Here is a 15192-nt window from a genome sequence, read left to right on the forward strand (position 1 = left end):
GTCGGGGTGAGGGGATTCGAACTCCTGACATCCTGCTCCCAAAGCAGGCGCGCTACCGGACTGCGCTACACCCCGAGATTGGCTCCGCGACCTGGACTCGAACCAGGGACCCAATGATTAACAGTCATTTGCTCTACCGACTGAGCTATCGCGGAACTGAACTTCGGTACAACTCCGAAGACTGTGTTCGCTTCGGACTCTTTAGCTTCTTCGCTTTCGCGTTGTCGCTGCTGAGGCCGGCTATTCTACATTCTTCGTTTTGCTTGTCAACCACTTTTTTTCATTCAACTTACTGATTTGTAAGTTGTTTTGCGATCGCCGATGTTGCTGGTGATTCGCTTAGTGCCTGACAACGCGGCGTATATTAGGGGCACTCTAAATTTGATGCAAGCAAAAATTTCAAAAATTTCAGTCGGTTACCCCGGATTGGCGCAAAGGCCCGAAATAGCTGGGCTGTGCCGGCATTGGCAACAGGCAAAAAAAGCCCCGCAAACGCGGGGCTCATGGTGCAACACAATCAGCCAAAGACGATTTCGTCGCCTTCCACCTTGGCGGTGATCGCCGAACCCGGCAAGAACTTGCCTGCCAGAATCAGCTGCGCCAGCGGGTTCTCGATCCAGCGCTGGATCGCACGCTTCAGCGGCCGCGCACCGTACACCGGGTCGTAACCCACGGCAATCAGCTTGTCCAACGCCTCTGGGCTCAGGCTCAGCGACAGTTCGCGCTCCAGCAGGCGGCTGCGCAGGCGGCCCAGCTGGATTTCGGTAATACCGGCAATCTGCTCGCGGCCCAAAGGCTCGAACACCACCACTTCGTCGATGCGGTTGATGAACTCCGGACGGAAGTGCGCCCCCACCGCATCCATCACTGCCGCACGCTGTGCCTCGCGGTCACCCACCAGTTCCTGAATCTGCGCGGAACCCAGGTTGGAGGTCATCACGATTACGGTGTTGCGGAAGTCCACGGTGCGCCCATGGCTGTCGGTCAGGCGGCCGTCTTCCAGCACCTGCAACAGCACGTTGAACACATCCGGGTGGGCTTTTTCCACCTCATCCAGCAGCACCACCGAGTAAGGCTTGCGGCGCACGGCCTCGGTCAGGTAACCGCCCTCTTCATACCCTACATAGCCTGGTGGTGCACCGATCAGGCGCGCTACGGAATGCTTCTCCATGAATTCGGACATGTCGATGCGCACCATCGCCTCTTCGGTGTCGAACAGGAACTCGGCCAGCGCCTTGCACAGTTCGGTCTTGCCCACACCGGTCGGGCCGAGGAACAGGAACGAACCACTTGGCCGGTTCGGGTCGGACAGCCCGGCACGTGAGCGGCGTACGGCGTTGGCTACGGCGGTTACCGCCTCGCTCTGGCCAATCACGCGCTGGTGCAGCAGCTCTTCCATCTTCAGCAGCTTCTCACGCTCGCCTTCGAGCATCTTGGCCACAGGAATGCCGGTCCACTTCGACACCACTTCGGCAATTTCTTCCTCGGTGACCTTGTTGCGCAGCAACTGGTTGTCGGTCTTGCCGTGCTGGTCGACCATCTGCAGGCTGCGCTCCAGGTCCGGGATCACCCCGTACTGCAGTTCGGCCATGCGGTTCAGGTCGCCTTTGCGACGGGCGGCTTCCAGCTCCTGGCGAGACTGCTCGATCTTTTGCTGGATCTGCGCCGAGCCCTGCACTTCAGCTTTCTCCGAAGCCCAGATTTCTTCCAGGTCGGAATACTCACGCTCCAGCCGCTCGATTTCCTCGGTCAGCTTCTCCAGGCGCTTTTTCGCCGCTTCGTCTTCTTCTTTCTTCAGCGCCTGCGACTCCACCTTCAGCTGGATCAGGCGGCGATCAAGGCGGTCGAGCACTTCCGGCTTGGAGTCAATCTCCATGCGGATGCGGCTGGCCGCTTCGTCGATCAGGTCAATGGCCTTGTCCGGCAGCTGGCGGTCAGTAATGTAGCGGTGGCTGAGCTTGGCCGCAGCGATGATTGCACCGTCGGTGATGGCCACCTTGTGGTGCACTTCATAGCGCTCTTTCAGGCCACGCAGGATGGCGATGGTGTCTTCCTCGCTCGGCTCCTCGACCAGCACCTTCTGGAAGCGGCGCTCCAGGGCGGCGTCCTTTTCGATGAACTGGCGGTACTCGTTCAGCGTGGTGGCACCTACGCAATGCAGCTCGCCGCGGGCCAGGGCCGGCTTGAGCATGTTGCCGGCGTCCATGGCGCCCTCGCCTTTGCCGGCGCCAACCATGGTGTGCAGTTCGTCGATGAACAGGATGATCTGGCCTTCCTGCTTGGACAGTTCGTTCAGCAGGCTTTTCAAGCGCTCTTCGAACTCACCGCGGTACTTGGCACCGGCAATCAGCGCGCCCATGTCCAGCGCCAGCAGGCGCTTGCCTTTGAGGCCGTCGGGCACTTCACCGTTGATGATGCGCTGGGCCAGGCCTTCGGCAATGGCGGTTTTACCCACGCCAGGCTCACCGATCAGCACCGGGTTGTTCTTGGTACGGCGTTGCAGCACCTGCACGGTACGGCGGATTTCATCGTCACGGCCAATGACCGGGTCCAGCTTGCCCTCTTCGGCACGCTTGGTCAGGTCGACGGTGTATTTGTCCAGCGCCTGGCGCGATTCCTCGGCGTTGGCGTCATTCACTGCCGCGCCGCCACGCAGGTTGTTGATGGCATTTTCCAGCGCTTTCTTGCTCACGCCCTGGCTCAGCAGCAGCTTGCCGAGCTTGCTGTTTTCGTCCATGGCGGCCAACAGCACCAGCTCGCTGGAAATGAACTGGTCGCCCTTCTGCTGTGCCAGGCGGTCTGCCTGGTTAAGCAGGCGTGCCAAGTCCTGCGACATGTTCACGTCGCCGGTAGGGTTCTGTATTTTCGGCAGTTGGTCGAGCTCTTTCACCAGCCCCTGGCGCAGGCCATTGATGTCAAAGCCTACCTGCATCAGCAGCGGTTTGATGGAACCACCCTGCTGTTCGAGCAGCGCCTGTAACAGGTGCACGGGCTCGATGGCAGGGTGGTCCATGCCAACGGCCAAAGACTGGGCATCGGATATTGCAAGTTGCAGCTTGCTGGTTAAACGGTCTATTCGCATGGTGTACCTTCCTTTAAAGGGCAGGTCGGAGCGATGGACAGCGCCTGTTTATAAAGAAACCTGCCTGAGATGACTTTATAGATAAGGCTGATTCTGGAAGATTCAAGCGTAGCGGGGTTGACCAAAGTCAACCTGTTGGATTAATGGGGGCCATTCGCGGGCATGCCCGCCCCCACAGTTACACCACCGGTTTCAACGTTTGCGGAATCTCTGTGGGAGCGGGCGTGCCCGCGAAGAGGCCGGTACAGGCTAGCGCGGGTCCAGCCAGACCAACGATGCAAAACGCCCACCCTGCGGGGTACGGCGATAGGAGAAGAACCGCGCATCACTGACCGTGCACAAGCCACCGCCATAAACAGCAGTCACGCCACGGGCAGCCAGGCGAATACGCGCCAGCTCATAGATATCCGCCAACAGCTTGCCTGGCCGTTCGCCGTCGACGAATGCCCGAGCTGCTTGCGGGTGCACGGCGGTAAAGGCATCACGCACTTCCAGCCCCACTTCGAACGCTTGCGGGCCGATGGCAGGCCCCAACCACACCAGCACCTCTTCTGGCGGCAGCGCCAGCCGGTCCAGCGTGGCTTCCAGCACGCCACCCGCCAGCCCACGCCAGCCAGCATGCGCCGCCGCCACGCGGGTGCCGGCACGGTCGCAGAACAACGCAGGCAGGCAATCGGCGGTCATCACGGTGCAGGCAATGCCAGGCTGGCGGGTCCAGCTGGCATCGGCCTCGGCCACCACGGCCGGGTCGGCATCCGCCACCACCCGCCCATGCACCTGCTTGAGCCAGGCCGGTTGGATGGCGAACTGTTCACTCAGGCGGCGGCGGTTCTCGGCGACCGCGGCAGGGTCATCCCCAACATGGTCGCCGAGGTTGAAGGTTTCATAGGGCGGCAGGCTGACGCCACCCTGACGGGTGGTGACACAGGCGCGGACCGAAGCCGGGGCCGGCCAGTCGGGGAACAGCAACGCCTGCGTCAGCTCACTCATCCGATGAAGCTCTCGCGGTCCTGGTTCAGCAGCGACAGCAACCAGACGAAGTCATCCGGCAGTGGCGATTCCCACTTCATGACTTCACCGGTAATCGGGTGGGCCAAGGCGAGGAAACGCGCATGCAGCGCCTGGCGCGGGAAGGTCTTGACCGCCTCGACCATGGTCGGGCTGGCAGCGGGCGGAATGCGGAAGCGCCCGCCGTACGTCTGGTCGCCAACCAGTGGGAAACCCACGTGGGCCATGTGCACGCGAATCTGGTGGGTACGGCCGGTTTCCAGCTTGACCCGCACGTGGGTGTGCGAGCGGAAGCGCTTGAGTACGCGGTAGTGGCTGACCGCCGGCTTGCCGCCGTCGGTTACAGCCATGCGCTGGCGCATGCCGCCGTGACGGCCGATGGGCGCGTCGATCTTGCCACCGGCAGTCACCACGCCAATCACGATGCACTCGTAAATGCGGCTGACCTTGCGAGCCTGCATCTGCTCGACCAGCTTGGTCTGCGCCTGCAGGGTCTTGGCCACCACCATCAGGCCGGTGGTGTCCTTGTCCAGGCGGTGCACGATACCGGCGCGCGGCACGTTGACGATGTCTGGCACATGGTGCAGCAGCGCGTTGAGCAGGGTGCCGCTGGCATGCCCGGCCGCCGGGTGCACAACCAGCCCGGCAGGCTTGTTGATCACCAGGATGTGGTCGTCTTCGTAGACGATATCCAGTTCGATATCTTCTGCGATCCACTCGCCCTGGGCCTCTTGTTCGGCCTCCAGGGCAAGCAGAGAGCCACCATGAACAAGGTCTCGAGGGCGCACGACTGCACCATCGACCGTCAGGCGGCCCTCTTTGATCCACGAAGTTAGCCGCGAACGCGAGTACTCGGCGAACAATTGGGCGGCGACCTGGTCGAGGCGTTGGCCGCCCAGTTCGGACGGTACCTCTGCGCTAAGTTGAATGATCTCGGACATGCTCGATTCGGCGGGCGCACAGCCTTTGGTTTCGGCTGCGAGCTTGTGGTTAAATACGGCTTCTTTTGTCCCGGGGTTGGCCGGGGCGCTCATCATAACAGGACGGCACCGCCCAAGACAGCGGCCGTCAAAGGGACGCAAGCCGCCATGCGAGTGAAACACCTGCTGCTGATCGCCATCCTCGGGCTTACCGCGGCCTGTTCCTCTAATAAAGAGGTCATTGACGAGAACCTCAGCGAGGCCGAACTGTACCAGCAGGCCCAGGCTGATCTGGACAACTCCAGCTACACCAGCGCCGTGAACAAGCTCAAGGCCCTGGAGTCGCGCTACCCGTTCGGCCGCTATGCCGATCAGGCGCAGCTCGAGCTGATCTACGCCAACTACAAGAATTCCGAGCCCGAGGCCGCCAAGTCGGCCGCCGAGCGCTTTATCCGCCTGCACCCGCAGCACCCGAACGTCGATTACGCCTACTACCTCAAGGGCCTGACCTCGTTCGACCAGGACCGTGGCCTGCTGGCGCGTTTCCTGCCGCTGGACATGACCAAACGTGACCCGGGCGCCGCCCGCGACTCGTACAACGAGTTCGCCCAGCTGACCAGCCGCTTCCCCAACAGCCGCTACGCGCCAGACGCCAAGCAGCGCATGATCTACCTGCGCAACCTGCTGGCTTCGTACGAAATCCACGTGGCCGACTACTACCTGAGCCGCCAGGCTTATGTAGCAGCTGCCAACCGTGGCCGCTACGTGGTCGAAAACTTCCAGGAAACCCCGTCCGTCGGTGACGGCCTGGCCGTGATGGTCGAGTCGTACCAGAAGCTGCACCTGGACGAACTGGCCGCCACGAGCCTGGAAACCCTCAAGCTCAACTACCCGGACCACCCGAGCCTGGTCGATGGCGAGTTCCAGCCCAAGCAGACCGAGTCTGACGGCCGCGGCTGGCTGTCCAAGGCCACCTTGGGCCTGATCGAAACCGATACCCCGCTACCGCCAGGCGAAACCCGCGCCAACCAGGACGTGGTCAAGCAGTTCCAGGACGCGCGCGACGAGATGCCGCGAGAGCTGCTGCCTAAAGACGAGAACGGCGACCCGATCGTGCCGGAAGGCCCGAAAGAAGCCGAGAAAGACCGTTCCTGGTTCAGCTACATGACCTTTGGTCTGTTCGACTGACCTTCAGTGGTGAATGAAAGGGAGGCCTTGGGCCTCCCTTTTTTATTGGCCGCGTCCTAGACTGTCGGCTTCTTCAATCGACAAGCTGGACATCATGGTTCGCCTACTTTTCTGGATCGCCCTGATCGCCGCCGCGTTCTGGCTGTGGCGCAAGTACAAAGTCAGCCAGCAGTCGCACCCCGAGGCGAAGCTGGATGCGCCGCTGAAGATGGTGCGCTGTGCCCATTGTGGCGTGCACCTGCCCAACGACCGTGCGCTGCAGCAGGGCAATGAGTGGTATTGCAGCCAGGCCCACCTGCAGCAGGGCCCTGGCCACCAAGGCTGAACACGATGTCTGTTCAATCCTGAAACCAATTCGAAATCTGTGGGAGCGGGCTTGCCCGCGAAGCAGGCACCACGGTGTATGGCACCGGCTTCGCCGGTGTTCGCGGGCACGCCCGCTCCCACAGTTTTTATCTGCAATTTCGTGTTCCACATATCCCTCCCCGACCCTTTCACACCATTTACGACCCCTTCCCCCCGCCAGCATTGACCCGTCCGGCCAAAATTCGCTAAATCCTATTTATCCGCATAAATATGAAAAATAGCGAAATGCTCAAACCCAAACGCAAGCGCCAGAAGCTGTCCGATGTGATCGTCGAATCAGTCAAGCGCTCGATCGTCACCGAAGCGCTGCACCCCGGCGACCGCCTGCCCACCGAGCGTGAGCTGATGGAGCATTTCGAATGTTCCAAGGGCACCGCCCGCGAAGCGCTCAAGGCACTGGAGGTAGAGGGCCTGGTCAGCACCCGCACCGGCCCGACCGGGGGTGCCTACCTGAACGAAGTGGGCACCGAGCCAGCCAGCCGCGCACTGCGCAACTACCTGCACTTTCAGCACCTGGACGGTGAACAGGTGTACCAGCTGCGCAAAGTCATTGAGGTAGAACTGGCGGTGTCGGTGATGGGCAAGCTGAGCGAAGCCGATTACGCCGCGCTGCAGGCCAACATCGACTTCTGCAGCGCGCCGGAAGACAGCGAGGAAGGCCAGCGTGAGCAGCGCTTGGCGGAACTTGAATTCCACACCTTGCTGGCCAACCGCTGCCCCAACCCGTTGCTGCGTTTCATGGCGGTGTTCCTCAACGACCTGCTGCGCGACCTGGTGGTGCTGAAAAAGGCCTACCTGCCCAAGCGCCAGCAGTTCGCCGCCGCCAACATCGGCTACCACAAGCAACTGCTGACCGCCTTGCGCGCCAGCGACGAACCCGCCGTACGCCGGCTGATGCACGAACACATGTGCGACGCCGAGCACCACATGACCGCGCTGGAAGGCGAGGTTGCCCGCAACTTCCTGCTGGAGTTCGATCACCACCACTGATGCGCCTGTAAAGAGGCCTGCACACAGGCCCGGCCGTACCCGCTTTGTCATTGCCACTCCTGCCTAATAACCACAAACAAGGAGTTACTCATGCAAAGACGTACCCTGCTCAAGGCAGGCCTTGCCCTGGGTGCCTTAGGTAGCCTCCCCTTGGGGGCACACCGGGCATTCGCCGACCAACCGCTGACCTTCTATGGGCTCAAGTCCATGTCGGGCGCCTTCGCCAGCTACGGCAAGTACGCCGACATGGGCTCGCGCCTGGCCATCGCCGAGCACCCGCAGTTGCTCGGCCACCCGCTCAAGTACAAAGTCATCGACACCGAAGGCAACGCCGGCAAGGCGGTGCGCAAGGTGCAGGAAGCCATCGGCCAGGATGGCGCACGCTTCTTCCAGGGGTGCACCCTGTCGTCTTCGGCACTGGCGGTGTCCAAGGAGATCCACAAAGCCGGCGGCGTGTTCATGACGCCTGTGGGCGCCGATGAAATCACCGGCAAGGACTGCAATGCCTCAACCTTCCGCTGGTCGGTGCCCACCTATGGTGCCATCCGCGAAACCCTGGTGCCGATGAGCCGCCAGCTGCCCCAGGCCAAGCGCTGGTACACCATCACCCCGCAATACGTATTCGGCGATGCCCTGCTGGACAACGCCCGCAAAGTGTTCGCCGAGCTCGGCGTGGAACACATCGGCAACAGCTACCACTCGCTGCAGGAGCAGGAATTTTCCGGCTACCTGACCAACGCCATCGCCGCCAAGCCCGACGTGCTGGTGCTGCTCAACTTCGGTAGCCAGGCCTCCAACGCCCTGCGCCAGGCGGTCAACTTCGGCATCAAGGACCGCATGAAAGTGCTGATGGTGTGGTCTGCCGGCCTCGACCAGTTCCAGGAGCTGGGCAGCGACGTGCTCGAGGGCGTGTACCTGGGCGCGCAGTACTGGCACCAGGTCGATACCCCGCTGAACAAACAGTTGGTCGCCGCCACCCGCAAGGCCTATGGCATCAACCCCAACTACCCGCTGGCCGCCGACTACATCGGCACCAAGGTGATGCTCGAGGCCATCGTCAAGGCCGGCAGCCTGGACGGGGCCGCCGTGTCTGCGGCATTGCAGGGCATGCGTTTCCAGGGCCCGACCGGCGAAGAACTGATCCGCCCGGGTGACCACCAGGTGCTCAAGGACTACTACCTGCTGCGCGGCAAGCCCCAGGGGCAGATGCGCGACGAGGACGACCTGGCCGAAGTCATCAGTTCGGGCCGCTCGTTCGTCGAGGTCGATCACACCGGTTGCGCCCTGGCCTGAAGCTGCGGCGTTAGTCACAAACACTTGTACAGGCAGCCGCCCGGCGCGCTGTCGAGGGCACGCTCATGCTCGATTTGTACCTGTTCCAACTGCTCAACGGCCTGGGCCTGGGGATGATCTACTTCCTCATCGCCGTAGGCCTGACGATCATTTTCGGCCTGCTCAACTTCGTCAACTTCGCCCACGGCGCGTTTTTCTTGCTGGGCGCCTACCTGTGCTACACCGCCGTGGCCGTCACCGGCAACTTCTGGCTGGCGCTACTGATTGCGCCACTGGTGGTGGCCGCACTGGCCTGGGCGGTCGAGCGCCTGTTGATCAAACGCATCTACCACCTGCCGCACACCTTCCAGATCCTCGTCACCCTCGGCATCGCGCTGATCATCCAGGAAGCGTCGGTGCTGATCTGGGGCCCGGTGGGCAAGAACATTGCCGTGCCACCCGAACTGCGCGGGGTGCTGATACTCGGCGACTTCATCTACCCCTACTACCGCTTGTTCCTGATCGGCTTCGCAGCGCTGATCGGTATTGGCCTGTGGCTGCTGCTGGAACGCACCCGTTTCGGCGCACTGGTGCGGGCCGGTAGCGAAAGCACCGAAACCGTGTCGCTGTTGGGCACCAACATTTTCCGCCTGTTCTCCCTGACATTCGCCCTGGGCGTGGGCCTGGCAGGTGTGGCGGGTGTGCTGTTTGCGCCGCTACGGGGCGCCCAGCCCTTCGTCGGCCCGGAAATCCTCGGCATTGCCTTCGTGGTGGTGGTGATTGGCGGCATGGGGTCGTTCGGCGGGGCGCTGGTTGGCGGCCTGCTGGTGGGTGTGGTGCAAAGCATGATGACCAGTCTCTGGCCGCAAGGTGCCAGCCTGATGATCTATGGCGCTATGGCAGCAGTGATTCTGGTCCGTCCCTACGGCCTGTTCGGGAGAGCCTGAGATGAGCGAGAAAAACCCATTGCCAGTCGCCAAGGGCCGCGCCCCGGCGCTGCTGTCGCTGGTAGTTGCCAGCCTGGTGGCGCTGCCGCTGTTGCTGCCCTCGGCCACCCTGGCTACCGAGATCCTGATCTTTGCCATGGCCGCACTGGCCTGCAACCTGCTGCTCGGCTACACCGGACTGCTGTCGTTCGGCCAGGGCATCTTCTTTGGCGTGGGCGCCTATGGCGCAGCGTTGCTGATGATCCACCTGCAGTGGGGCATGTTCGCCGCACTGCTTGGCGCAGCTGTGTTCGGCGCCCTTCTCGCGCTGCTGGTGGGCGCACTGGCGATCCGTCGCACGGGCATCTACTTCGTCATGCTGACCCTGGCCTTCAGCCAGATGGCCTACTTCCTGGCCTATACCCTCAGCGACTGGACCGGCGGTGACAACGGCCTACTCGATGTGCCACGGCCGAATATCGAAATCGCCGGCCATGTGCTGGTCGACCTGGCCGATCCGCGGCACTTCTATGTGTTCGTCGCGGTGCTGTTCCTGTTGATCTTCGCCGCAGCCCTGCGGGTGATCCGTTCGCCGTTCGGTAGCACCCTGCTGGCTATCCGTGAGAACGAGACCCGCGCCGCTGCCATCGGCTACGACACCCGCCATTTCAAGATTCTGGTGTTCATGCTGTCGGGCGCCATCACCGGCATCGCCGGGGCGCTGTACGCCATGCTGCTGCACTTTGCGCCGCTGTCGAACATCGACCTGATGATGAGCGAGAACATCCTGATCATGACCATCGTCGGTGGCACCGGCTCACTGTTCGGCTCGCTGCTGGGGGCCGGCGCCATCGTGCTGCTGGGTGACGTGCTGTCGGAGCTTTGGCCACGCTGGCTGATGCTGCTGGGGGTGATCCTGATTCTGGTGGTGGTGTTCATGCGTGGCGGCCTGTGGGGCGGCCTGACCGAACTGGGCAAGCGCCTGCTGGCCACCCGCAATGCCGATGACAAACCCCAGGCCAAGACCAAGGAGACCCTGTGATGAGCGACTACCTCCTGGAAACCCGCCAGCTGGAGCTGGCTTACGGGCCGTTCAAGGCGGTCGCGGGCGTTGACCTCAAGGTGCGAGCCGGCACCATCCACACCATTATCGGCCCCAACGGCGCCGGCAAGACCAGCCTGTTCCACTGCCTGACCGGCGAACGTCAGGCCACTGCCGGCAAGATCCTGTTCAATGGCCAGGACATCATTCGCAAGCCGTCCCACGGGCGGGTGGCACTTGGCATGGCGCGTTCGTTTCAGCTCACCAGCCTGTTCCAGAACCTTTCCGTGCGCGAGAACCTGCGCCTGGCCGCCCAGGGCCGTGATGGCCTGGGCGCGCTGAACTTCTGGCGCAGTGTCGAGCACAAGCGCAGCCACTGGAACACCGCCGACCAGGTGCTGGAGCGCCTGAAACTGAGCGCCCGTGCCGACACCCTGGCGGGCGAGCTGTCGCACGGCCAGCAAAGAGTGCTGGAAGTGGGCATGTCGATCTGCGCCAAGCCCACCCTGCTGATGCTCGACGAACCCACTTCGGGCATGGGCATCGACGACATCCCGGTGATGACCGACCTGATCAGCGATCTTGGCCGCGACCATACCGTGCTACTGATTGAACACAACATGAGCATTGTCATGTCGATCAGCCAGCGCATCACGGTGATGAGTCACGGCCAGATCCTGGTCGAGGGTACCCCTGAACAGGTGCGCAACGACGAGCGCGTACGCACCGCCTACCTTGGAGAGGCCGCCTGATGCTCAACGTCGATTCGATCCATTCCTACTACGACAAGAGCCATGTGCTCGAAGGTGTCTCGCTCAAGGTTGAGGCTGGCGAACTGGTAACGCTGCTGGGGCGCAACGGTGCAGGCAAGACCACCACCTTGCGCAGCATCCTTGGCATCGTCCGCCCACGACAGGGGCAGATCAGCTTCAACGGCCAGCAATTGGTCGGACGCGAAATTTTCGATATCGCCCGGCTCGGCATTGCTCTGGTGCCGGAACACCGCGGCATTTTCCGCCAGCTCAGCGTGGAGGAGAACCTGAAGATTGCCGTGCGCAAGGCCAGCCGCTGGCAGCTGGAGGACGTGTACAGCATGTTCCCGCGCCTGAAGGAGCGTCGCCGCAACGGTGGCTTTGCCCTGTCCGGTGGTGAGCAACAGATGCTCGCTATCGCCCGCGCCCTGCTCAACGGCCCCAAGCTGCTGATCCTCGACGAGCCCACCGAGGGCCTGGCCCCGGTGATTGTCGATGAACTGGTGAAGATCCTGCGACGGATCAAGGACGAAGGGCTGTCGATCCTGCTGGTAGAGCAGAACCTGATGGTCTGCGATGCCCTTGCTGATCGCCACTATGTGCTGGAGCAGGGCCGCGTCGCTTACCAGGGCAGTGCGGCGCAGTTCCGCGAGGACCCGAGCATCAAGAACCGTTACCTGGCCCTTAGCGCCTGACCCGACAGTGCTTACCTGTACCGGCCCTTTCGCGGGCAAACCCGCGCCTACAAAGGTGTCACCACCCCCAGCCCTGCGAGGCCTTTGTAGGAGCGGGTTCACCCGCGAATAGGCCGGTACAAGCCACCCAGTAATTTCAGGAGAGATGAACCATGAACACCCGCATCGATCCCTCGCAGCACCTGCTCGGCCAAGGCCCGTTGGTCAGCCGCGAGCGCCTGTGGCAATCATTGATGGACCTGGCCCAACTCGGCGCCACCGCCAAGGGCGGCGTATGCCGCCTGGCCCTGACCGACCTCGACCGCCAGGCGCGCGACCTGTTCGTACACTGGTGCGAAGAGGCCGGCTGCACGGTCAGCGTAGACGCCATCGGCAATATCTTCGCCCGCCGCCCCGGGCGCAACCCTGCCCTGCCGCCCATCATGACCGGCAGCCACATCGACACCCAACCCACCGGCGGCAAGTTCGATGGCTGCTACGGCGTCATGGCCGGCCTCGAAGTGATGCGCACGCTCAACGACCTGCACCTGACCACCGAAGCCCCGCTGGAAGTGGTGGTATGGACCAACGAAGAAGGTTCGCGCTTCCCGCCCTGCATGATGGGCTCGGGCGTGTTTGCCGGTAAGTTCGGCCTGCAGGAAACCCTGGACAAGGTCGATGACCAAGGTCTGTCGGTCGGCGCTGAATTGCAGCGCATCGGCTACGCCGGCCCGCGCGTGCCTACCGGGCATGCCGTGGGCGCCTACTTCGAAGCACATATCGAGCAAGGCCCGGTGCTGGAAGACCAACGCACCACCATCGGCGTGGTCCAGGGCTGCCTGGGGCAAAAATGGTTCGACCTGACCCTTACCGGCGTCGAGGCGCATGCAGGCCCCACACCCATGCACCTGCGCAAGGACGCATTGGTCGGCGCAGCCGAGGTGGTGGCTGCGGTCAACCGCGTCGCTCACGCGCACCAGCCACATGCCTGCGGCACGGTCGGCTGCCTGACCCTGCATCCAGGTTCGCGCAACGTTATCCCCGGCCAGGTGCACATGACCATCGACCTGCGCCACCTCGACCCTGGACACCTCGACGCCATGGTCAGCGAAGTGCGCGCAGCCATCGAAACCAGCACGGTGAAACATGGCCTGAGCTATCAGTTGACCCCGACAGCCGACTTCCCGCCGCTGTACTTCGCCGAGCAGTGCGTGGATGCCGTGCGCCAAGGGGCGCGTGCGCTGGGCCTGAGCCACATGGATATCGTCAGCGGCGCCGGTCACGATGCAATCTTCCTCGCCGAGCTGGGCCCGGCCGGGATGATCTTCGTGCCATGCGAAGGTGGCATTAGCCACAACGAAATCGAAAATGCCGCGCCCCAGGACCTGGCCGATGGTTGCGACGTCCTGTTGCGCGCCATGTTCCAGGCCGCCAACCCGGGAGCCCGTTGAAATGACCCAGAAAACCGCGATTGGCGAACTCACCGCCGTCGAACTGCTCGAACTGTACCAGCGCCGCCAGTTGTCACCCGTCGAGGTGGTCGACGATGTGCTGGCGCGCATCGACCTGCATAACCCGGCGGTCAACGCCTACTGCCATGTCGACGGCGAAGGTGCCCGCGCCGCCGCCCGTGCCAGCGAACAGCGCTGGCAACGTGGCCAACCCTGTGGCCGACTGGATGGTGTACCCGCCTCGATCAAGGACCTGACCCTGACCCGCGGCATGCCTACCCGCAAGGGCTCGCGTACTACCTCGGGCGCCGGCCCATGGGAGGTCGATGCGCCCTTCAGCGCCTTCATGCGTGAAGCCGGTGCAGTGCTGGTAGGCAAGACCACCACGCCGGAGTTCGGCTGGAAAGGCGTGACCGACAACCCGCTTTACGGCATTACTCGCAACCCTTGGGATACCAGGCTGACTGCCGGTGGTTCGTCTGGTGGTGCTGCGGCAGCCGCCGCGCTGAACCTGGGGGTGCTGCATCAGGGCAGCGATGCCGGTGGTTCGATTCGCATCCCCTGCGCCTTTACCGGCACCTTCGGCATCAAACCGACCTTCGGCTATGTACCGCAATGGCCGGCCAGCGCCATGACCGTGCTGTCGCACCTGGGGCCGATGACGCGTACCGTGGACGACTCGGTGCTGATGCTCGACTGCGTAGCGCGCCCCGATGCCCGCGACGGTTTGGCCGGCGCACCCCGGCAGGCGCCTTGGCTCAGCCAGCAGCAAGATCTGAGCGGGCTACGCATCGCCTACAGCGCCAACTTCGGTTACGTGCAGGTCGCCCCACAGATCCAGGCACTGGTGGCGCAAGCGGTGCAGCGCCTGGCGCGGCTGGGTGCGCAGGTAGAGGAAGTGGACCCGGGCTTCAGCGACCCGCTGGAAACCTTCAATACCCTGTGGTTTGCCGGTGCGGCGCGGTTGGCCAGTGCCTTGAGCGATGAGCAGAGAGCGTTGCTTGACCCGGGGCTGCGCTGGATCGCCGAACAAGGCGCACAGATCAGCCTTGGCGAATACACTCAGGCGCTTGAGGCCCGGGCAGAATTGATTGCGAAGATGAATGCCTTTCATCAGCGATATGACGTGCTGATATCGCCGATGCTGCCGTTGGTGGCGTTCGAAGCCGGACACAACGTGCCGCCTGGGTCGGGGATGGCGCAATGGATGGAGTGGACGCCGTTCAGTTACCCCTTCAACCTGACCCAACAGCCGGCAGCCTCGGTGCCCTGCGGGTTTACCCGCGAGGGGTTGCCGGTGGGCCTGCAGGTGGTGGCCGGGCGCTTTGCCGATGAGCAAGTGCTGCGGGTGTGCAAGGTGTATGAGCAGCATTATCCGAGCCGGCACTTGCAAGTACCGATTACTGGCTGAAATCTGTATTGGCTTCTGCGGCCCTTTCGCGGGTGAACCCGCTCCTACACGCACCGATTACTGGCTGAAATCTGTGTTGGTTTCTGCGGCCCTTTCGCGGGTGAGCCCGC

The 15192-nt window shown here is 62.9% G+C and carries 13 protein-coding genes and 2 tRNA genes; 10 read left to right on the top strand and 5 right to left on the bottom strand.

The window, feature by feature from the left end; translation table 11 throughout:
- Position 1: 1 nt before the first annotated feature.
- The 5 genes from QYE47_RS25460 to rluD form a co-directional block, all read right to left on the bottom strand.
- A tRNA-Pro gene (locus QYE47_RS25460) sits at positions 2-75 on the bottom strand.
- A gap of 4 nt (positions 76-79) precedes the next feature.
- Positions 80-155, bottom strand: a tRNA-Asn gene (locus tag QYE47_RS25465).
- A 362-nt stretch (positions 156-517) separates the two neighbouring features.
- Positions 518-3082 (bottom strand): ATP-dependent chaperone ClpB, encoded by a 2565-nt coding sequence (clpB, locus tag QYE47_RS25470; protein ID WP_019437916.1) that lies wholly within the window; start codon positions 3080-3082, stop codon positions 518-520.
- Positions 3083-3331: 249 nt separating this feature from the next.
- Positions 3332-4072 carry a peptidoglycan editing factor PgeF gene (pgeF, locus tag QYE47_RS25475; protein WP_014589596.1) on the bottom strand — a complete coding sequence of 247 codons (741 nt, stop codon included), beginning with the start codon at positions 4070-4072 and terminating at the stop codon, positions 3332-3334.
- A complete protein-coding gene (rluD, locus tag QYE47_RS25480) occupies positions 4069-5031 on the bottom strand; it encodes a 23S rRNA pseudouridine(1911/1915/1917) synthase RluD (protein ID WP_003247554.1) in 963 nt (320 codons plus the stop codon). Before rluD ends, pgeF begins: the two co-directional genes overlap by 4 nt.
- A 147-nt stretch (positions 5032-5178) precedes the next feature.
- Between rluD and QYE47_RS25485 the strand changes: the two genes are divergently transcribed.
- From QYE47_RS25485 to QYE47_RS25530, 10 genes are all read left to right on the top strand, one after another.
- The gene (locus QYE47_RS25485) at positions 5179-6198 is read left to right on the top strand and encodes an outer membrane protein assembly factor BamD (protein WP_004577276.1); all 1020 of its coding nucleotides are present in this window, start codon (positions 5179-5181) and stop codon (positions 6196-6198) included.
- A gap of 94 nt (positions 6199-6292) precedes the next feature.
- The gene (locus QYE47_RS25490) at positions 6293-6523 is read left to right on the top strand and encodes a PP0621 family protein (RefSeq protein WP_014589594.1); all 231 of its coding nucleotides are present in this window, start codon (positions 6293-6295) and stop codon (positions 6521-6523) included.
- Positions 6524-6789: 266 nt separating this feature from the next.
- Complete coding sequence (locus QYE47_RS25495; RefSeq protein ID WP_019437914.1) at positions 6790-7554, top strand: FadR/GntR family transcriptional regulator; 765 nt, start codon at positions 6790-6792, stop codon at positions 7552-7554.
- Positions 7555-7644: 90 nt separating this feature from the next.
- A complete protein-coding gene (locus QYE47_RS25500) occupies positions 7645-8847 on the top strand; it encodes an ABC transporter substrate-binding protein (RefSeq protein WP_003247562.1) in 1203 nt (400 codons plus the stop codon).
- Positions 8848-8912: 65 nt separating this feature from the next.
- Complete coding sequence (locus QYE47_RS25505; RefSeq protein ID WP_003247565.1) at positions 8913-9773, top strand: branched-chain amino acid ABC transporter permease; 861 nt, start codon at positions 8913-8915, stop codon at positions 9771-9773.
- Between the two features lies 1 nt (position 9774).
- Positions 9775-10794, top strand: coding sequence for a branched-chain amino acid ABC transporter permease (locus QYE47_RS25510; protein ID WP_014589591.1), 1020 nt, complete (start codon positions 9775-9777; stop codon positions 10792-10794).
- Entirely contained in the window at positions 10794-11546 is a 753-nt protein-coding gene (locus tag QYE47_RS25515; protein WP_014589590.1) for an ABC transporter ATP-binding protein, read from the top strand. The genes QYE47_RS25510 and QYE47_RS25515 overlap by 1 nt, the downstream gene beginning before the upstream one ends.
- Positions 11546-12241, top strand: a complete 696-nt coding sequence (locus QYE47_RS25520; protein ID WP_012051120.1) for an ABC transporter ATP-binding protein — start codon at positions 11546-11548, stop codon at positions 12239-12241. Before QYE47_RS25515 ends, QYE47_RS25520 begins: the two co-directional genes overlap by 1 nt.
- Positions 12242-12393: 152 nt before the next feature.
- Positions 12394-13671 carry a Zn-dependent hydrolase gene (locus tag QYE47_RS25525; RefSeq protein WP_070383409.1) on the top strand — a complete coding sequence of 426 codons (1278 nt, stop codon included), beginning with the start codon at positions 12394-12396 and terminating at the stop codon, positions 13669-13671.
- A 1-nt stretch (position 13672) separates the two neighbouring features.
- On the top strand, positions 13673-15082 hold the full coding sequence (locus QYE47_RS25530) for an amidase (protein WP_070383408.1): 1410 nt from the start codon (positions 13673-13675) through the stop codon (positions 15080-15082).
- Positions 15083-15192: the final 110 nt, after the last annotated feature.

The sequence above is a fragment of the Pseudomonas sp. 2,4-D genome (genome assembly GCF_030418155.1).
GTDB lineage: Bacteria > Pseudomonadota > Gammaproteobacteria > Pseudomonadales > Pseudomonadaceae > Aquipseudomonas > Aquipseudomonas alloputida.

Bases quoted from the DNA above. Each gene is read 5' to 3' on its own strand.
- clpB (WP_019437916.1), bottom strand. From the start codon at position 3,082: ATGCGAATAGACCGTTTAACCAGCAAGCTGCAACTTGCAATATCCGAT.
- pgeF (WP_014589596.1), bottom strand. From the start codon at position 4,072: ATGAGTGAGCTGACGCAGGCGTTGCTGTTCCCCGACTGGCCGGCCCCG.
- rluD (WP_003247554.1), bottom strand. From the start codon at position 5,031: ATGTCCGAGATCATTCAACTTAGCGCAGAGGTACCGTCCGAACTGGGC.
- QYE47_RS25485 (WP_004577276.1), top strand. From the start codon at position 5,179: ATGCGAGTGAAACACCTGCTGCTGATCGCCATCCTCGGGCTTACCGCG.
- QYE47_RS25490 (WP_014589594.1), top strand. From the start codon at position 6,293: ATGGTTCGCCTACTTTTCTGGATCGCCCTGATCGCCGCCGCGTTCTGG.
- QYE47_RS25495 (WP_019437914.1), top strand. From the start codon at position 6,790: ATGCTCAAACCCAAACGCAAGCGCCAGAAGCTGTCCGATGTGATCGTC.
- QYE47_RS25500 (WP_003247562.1), top strand. From the start codon at position 7,645: ATGCAAAGACGTACCCTGCTCAAGGCAGGCCTTGCCCTGGGTGCCTTA.
- QYE47_RS25505 (WP_003247565.1), top strand. From the start codon at position 8,913: ATGCTCGATTTGTACCTGTTCCAACTGCTCAACGGCCTGGGCCTGGGG.
- QYE47_RS25510 (WP_014589591.1), top strand. From the start codon at position 9,775: ATGAGCGAGAAAAACCCATTGCCAGTCGCCAAGGGCCGCGCCCCGGCG.
- QYE47_RS25515 (WP_014589590.1), top strand. From the start codon at position 10,794: ATGAGCGACTACCTCCTGGAAACCCGCCAGCTGGAGCTGGCTTACGGG.
- QYE47_RS25520 (WP_012051120.1), top strand. From the start codon at position 11,546: ATGCTCAACGTCGATTCGATCCATTCCTACTACGACAAGAGCCATGTG.
- QYE47_RS25525 (WP_070383409.1), top strand. From the start codon at position 12,394: ATGAACACCCGCATCGATCCCTCGCAGCACCTGCTCGGCCAAGGCCCG.
- QYE47_RS25530 (WP_070383408.1), top strand. From the start codon at position 13,673: ATGACCCAGAAAACCGCGATTGGCGAACTCACCGCCGTCGAACTGCTC.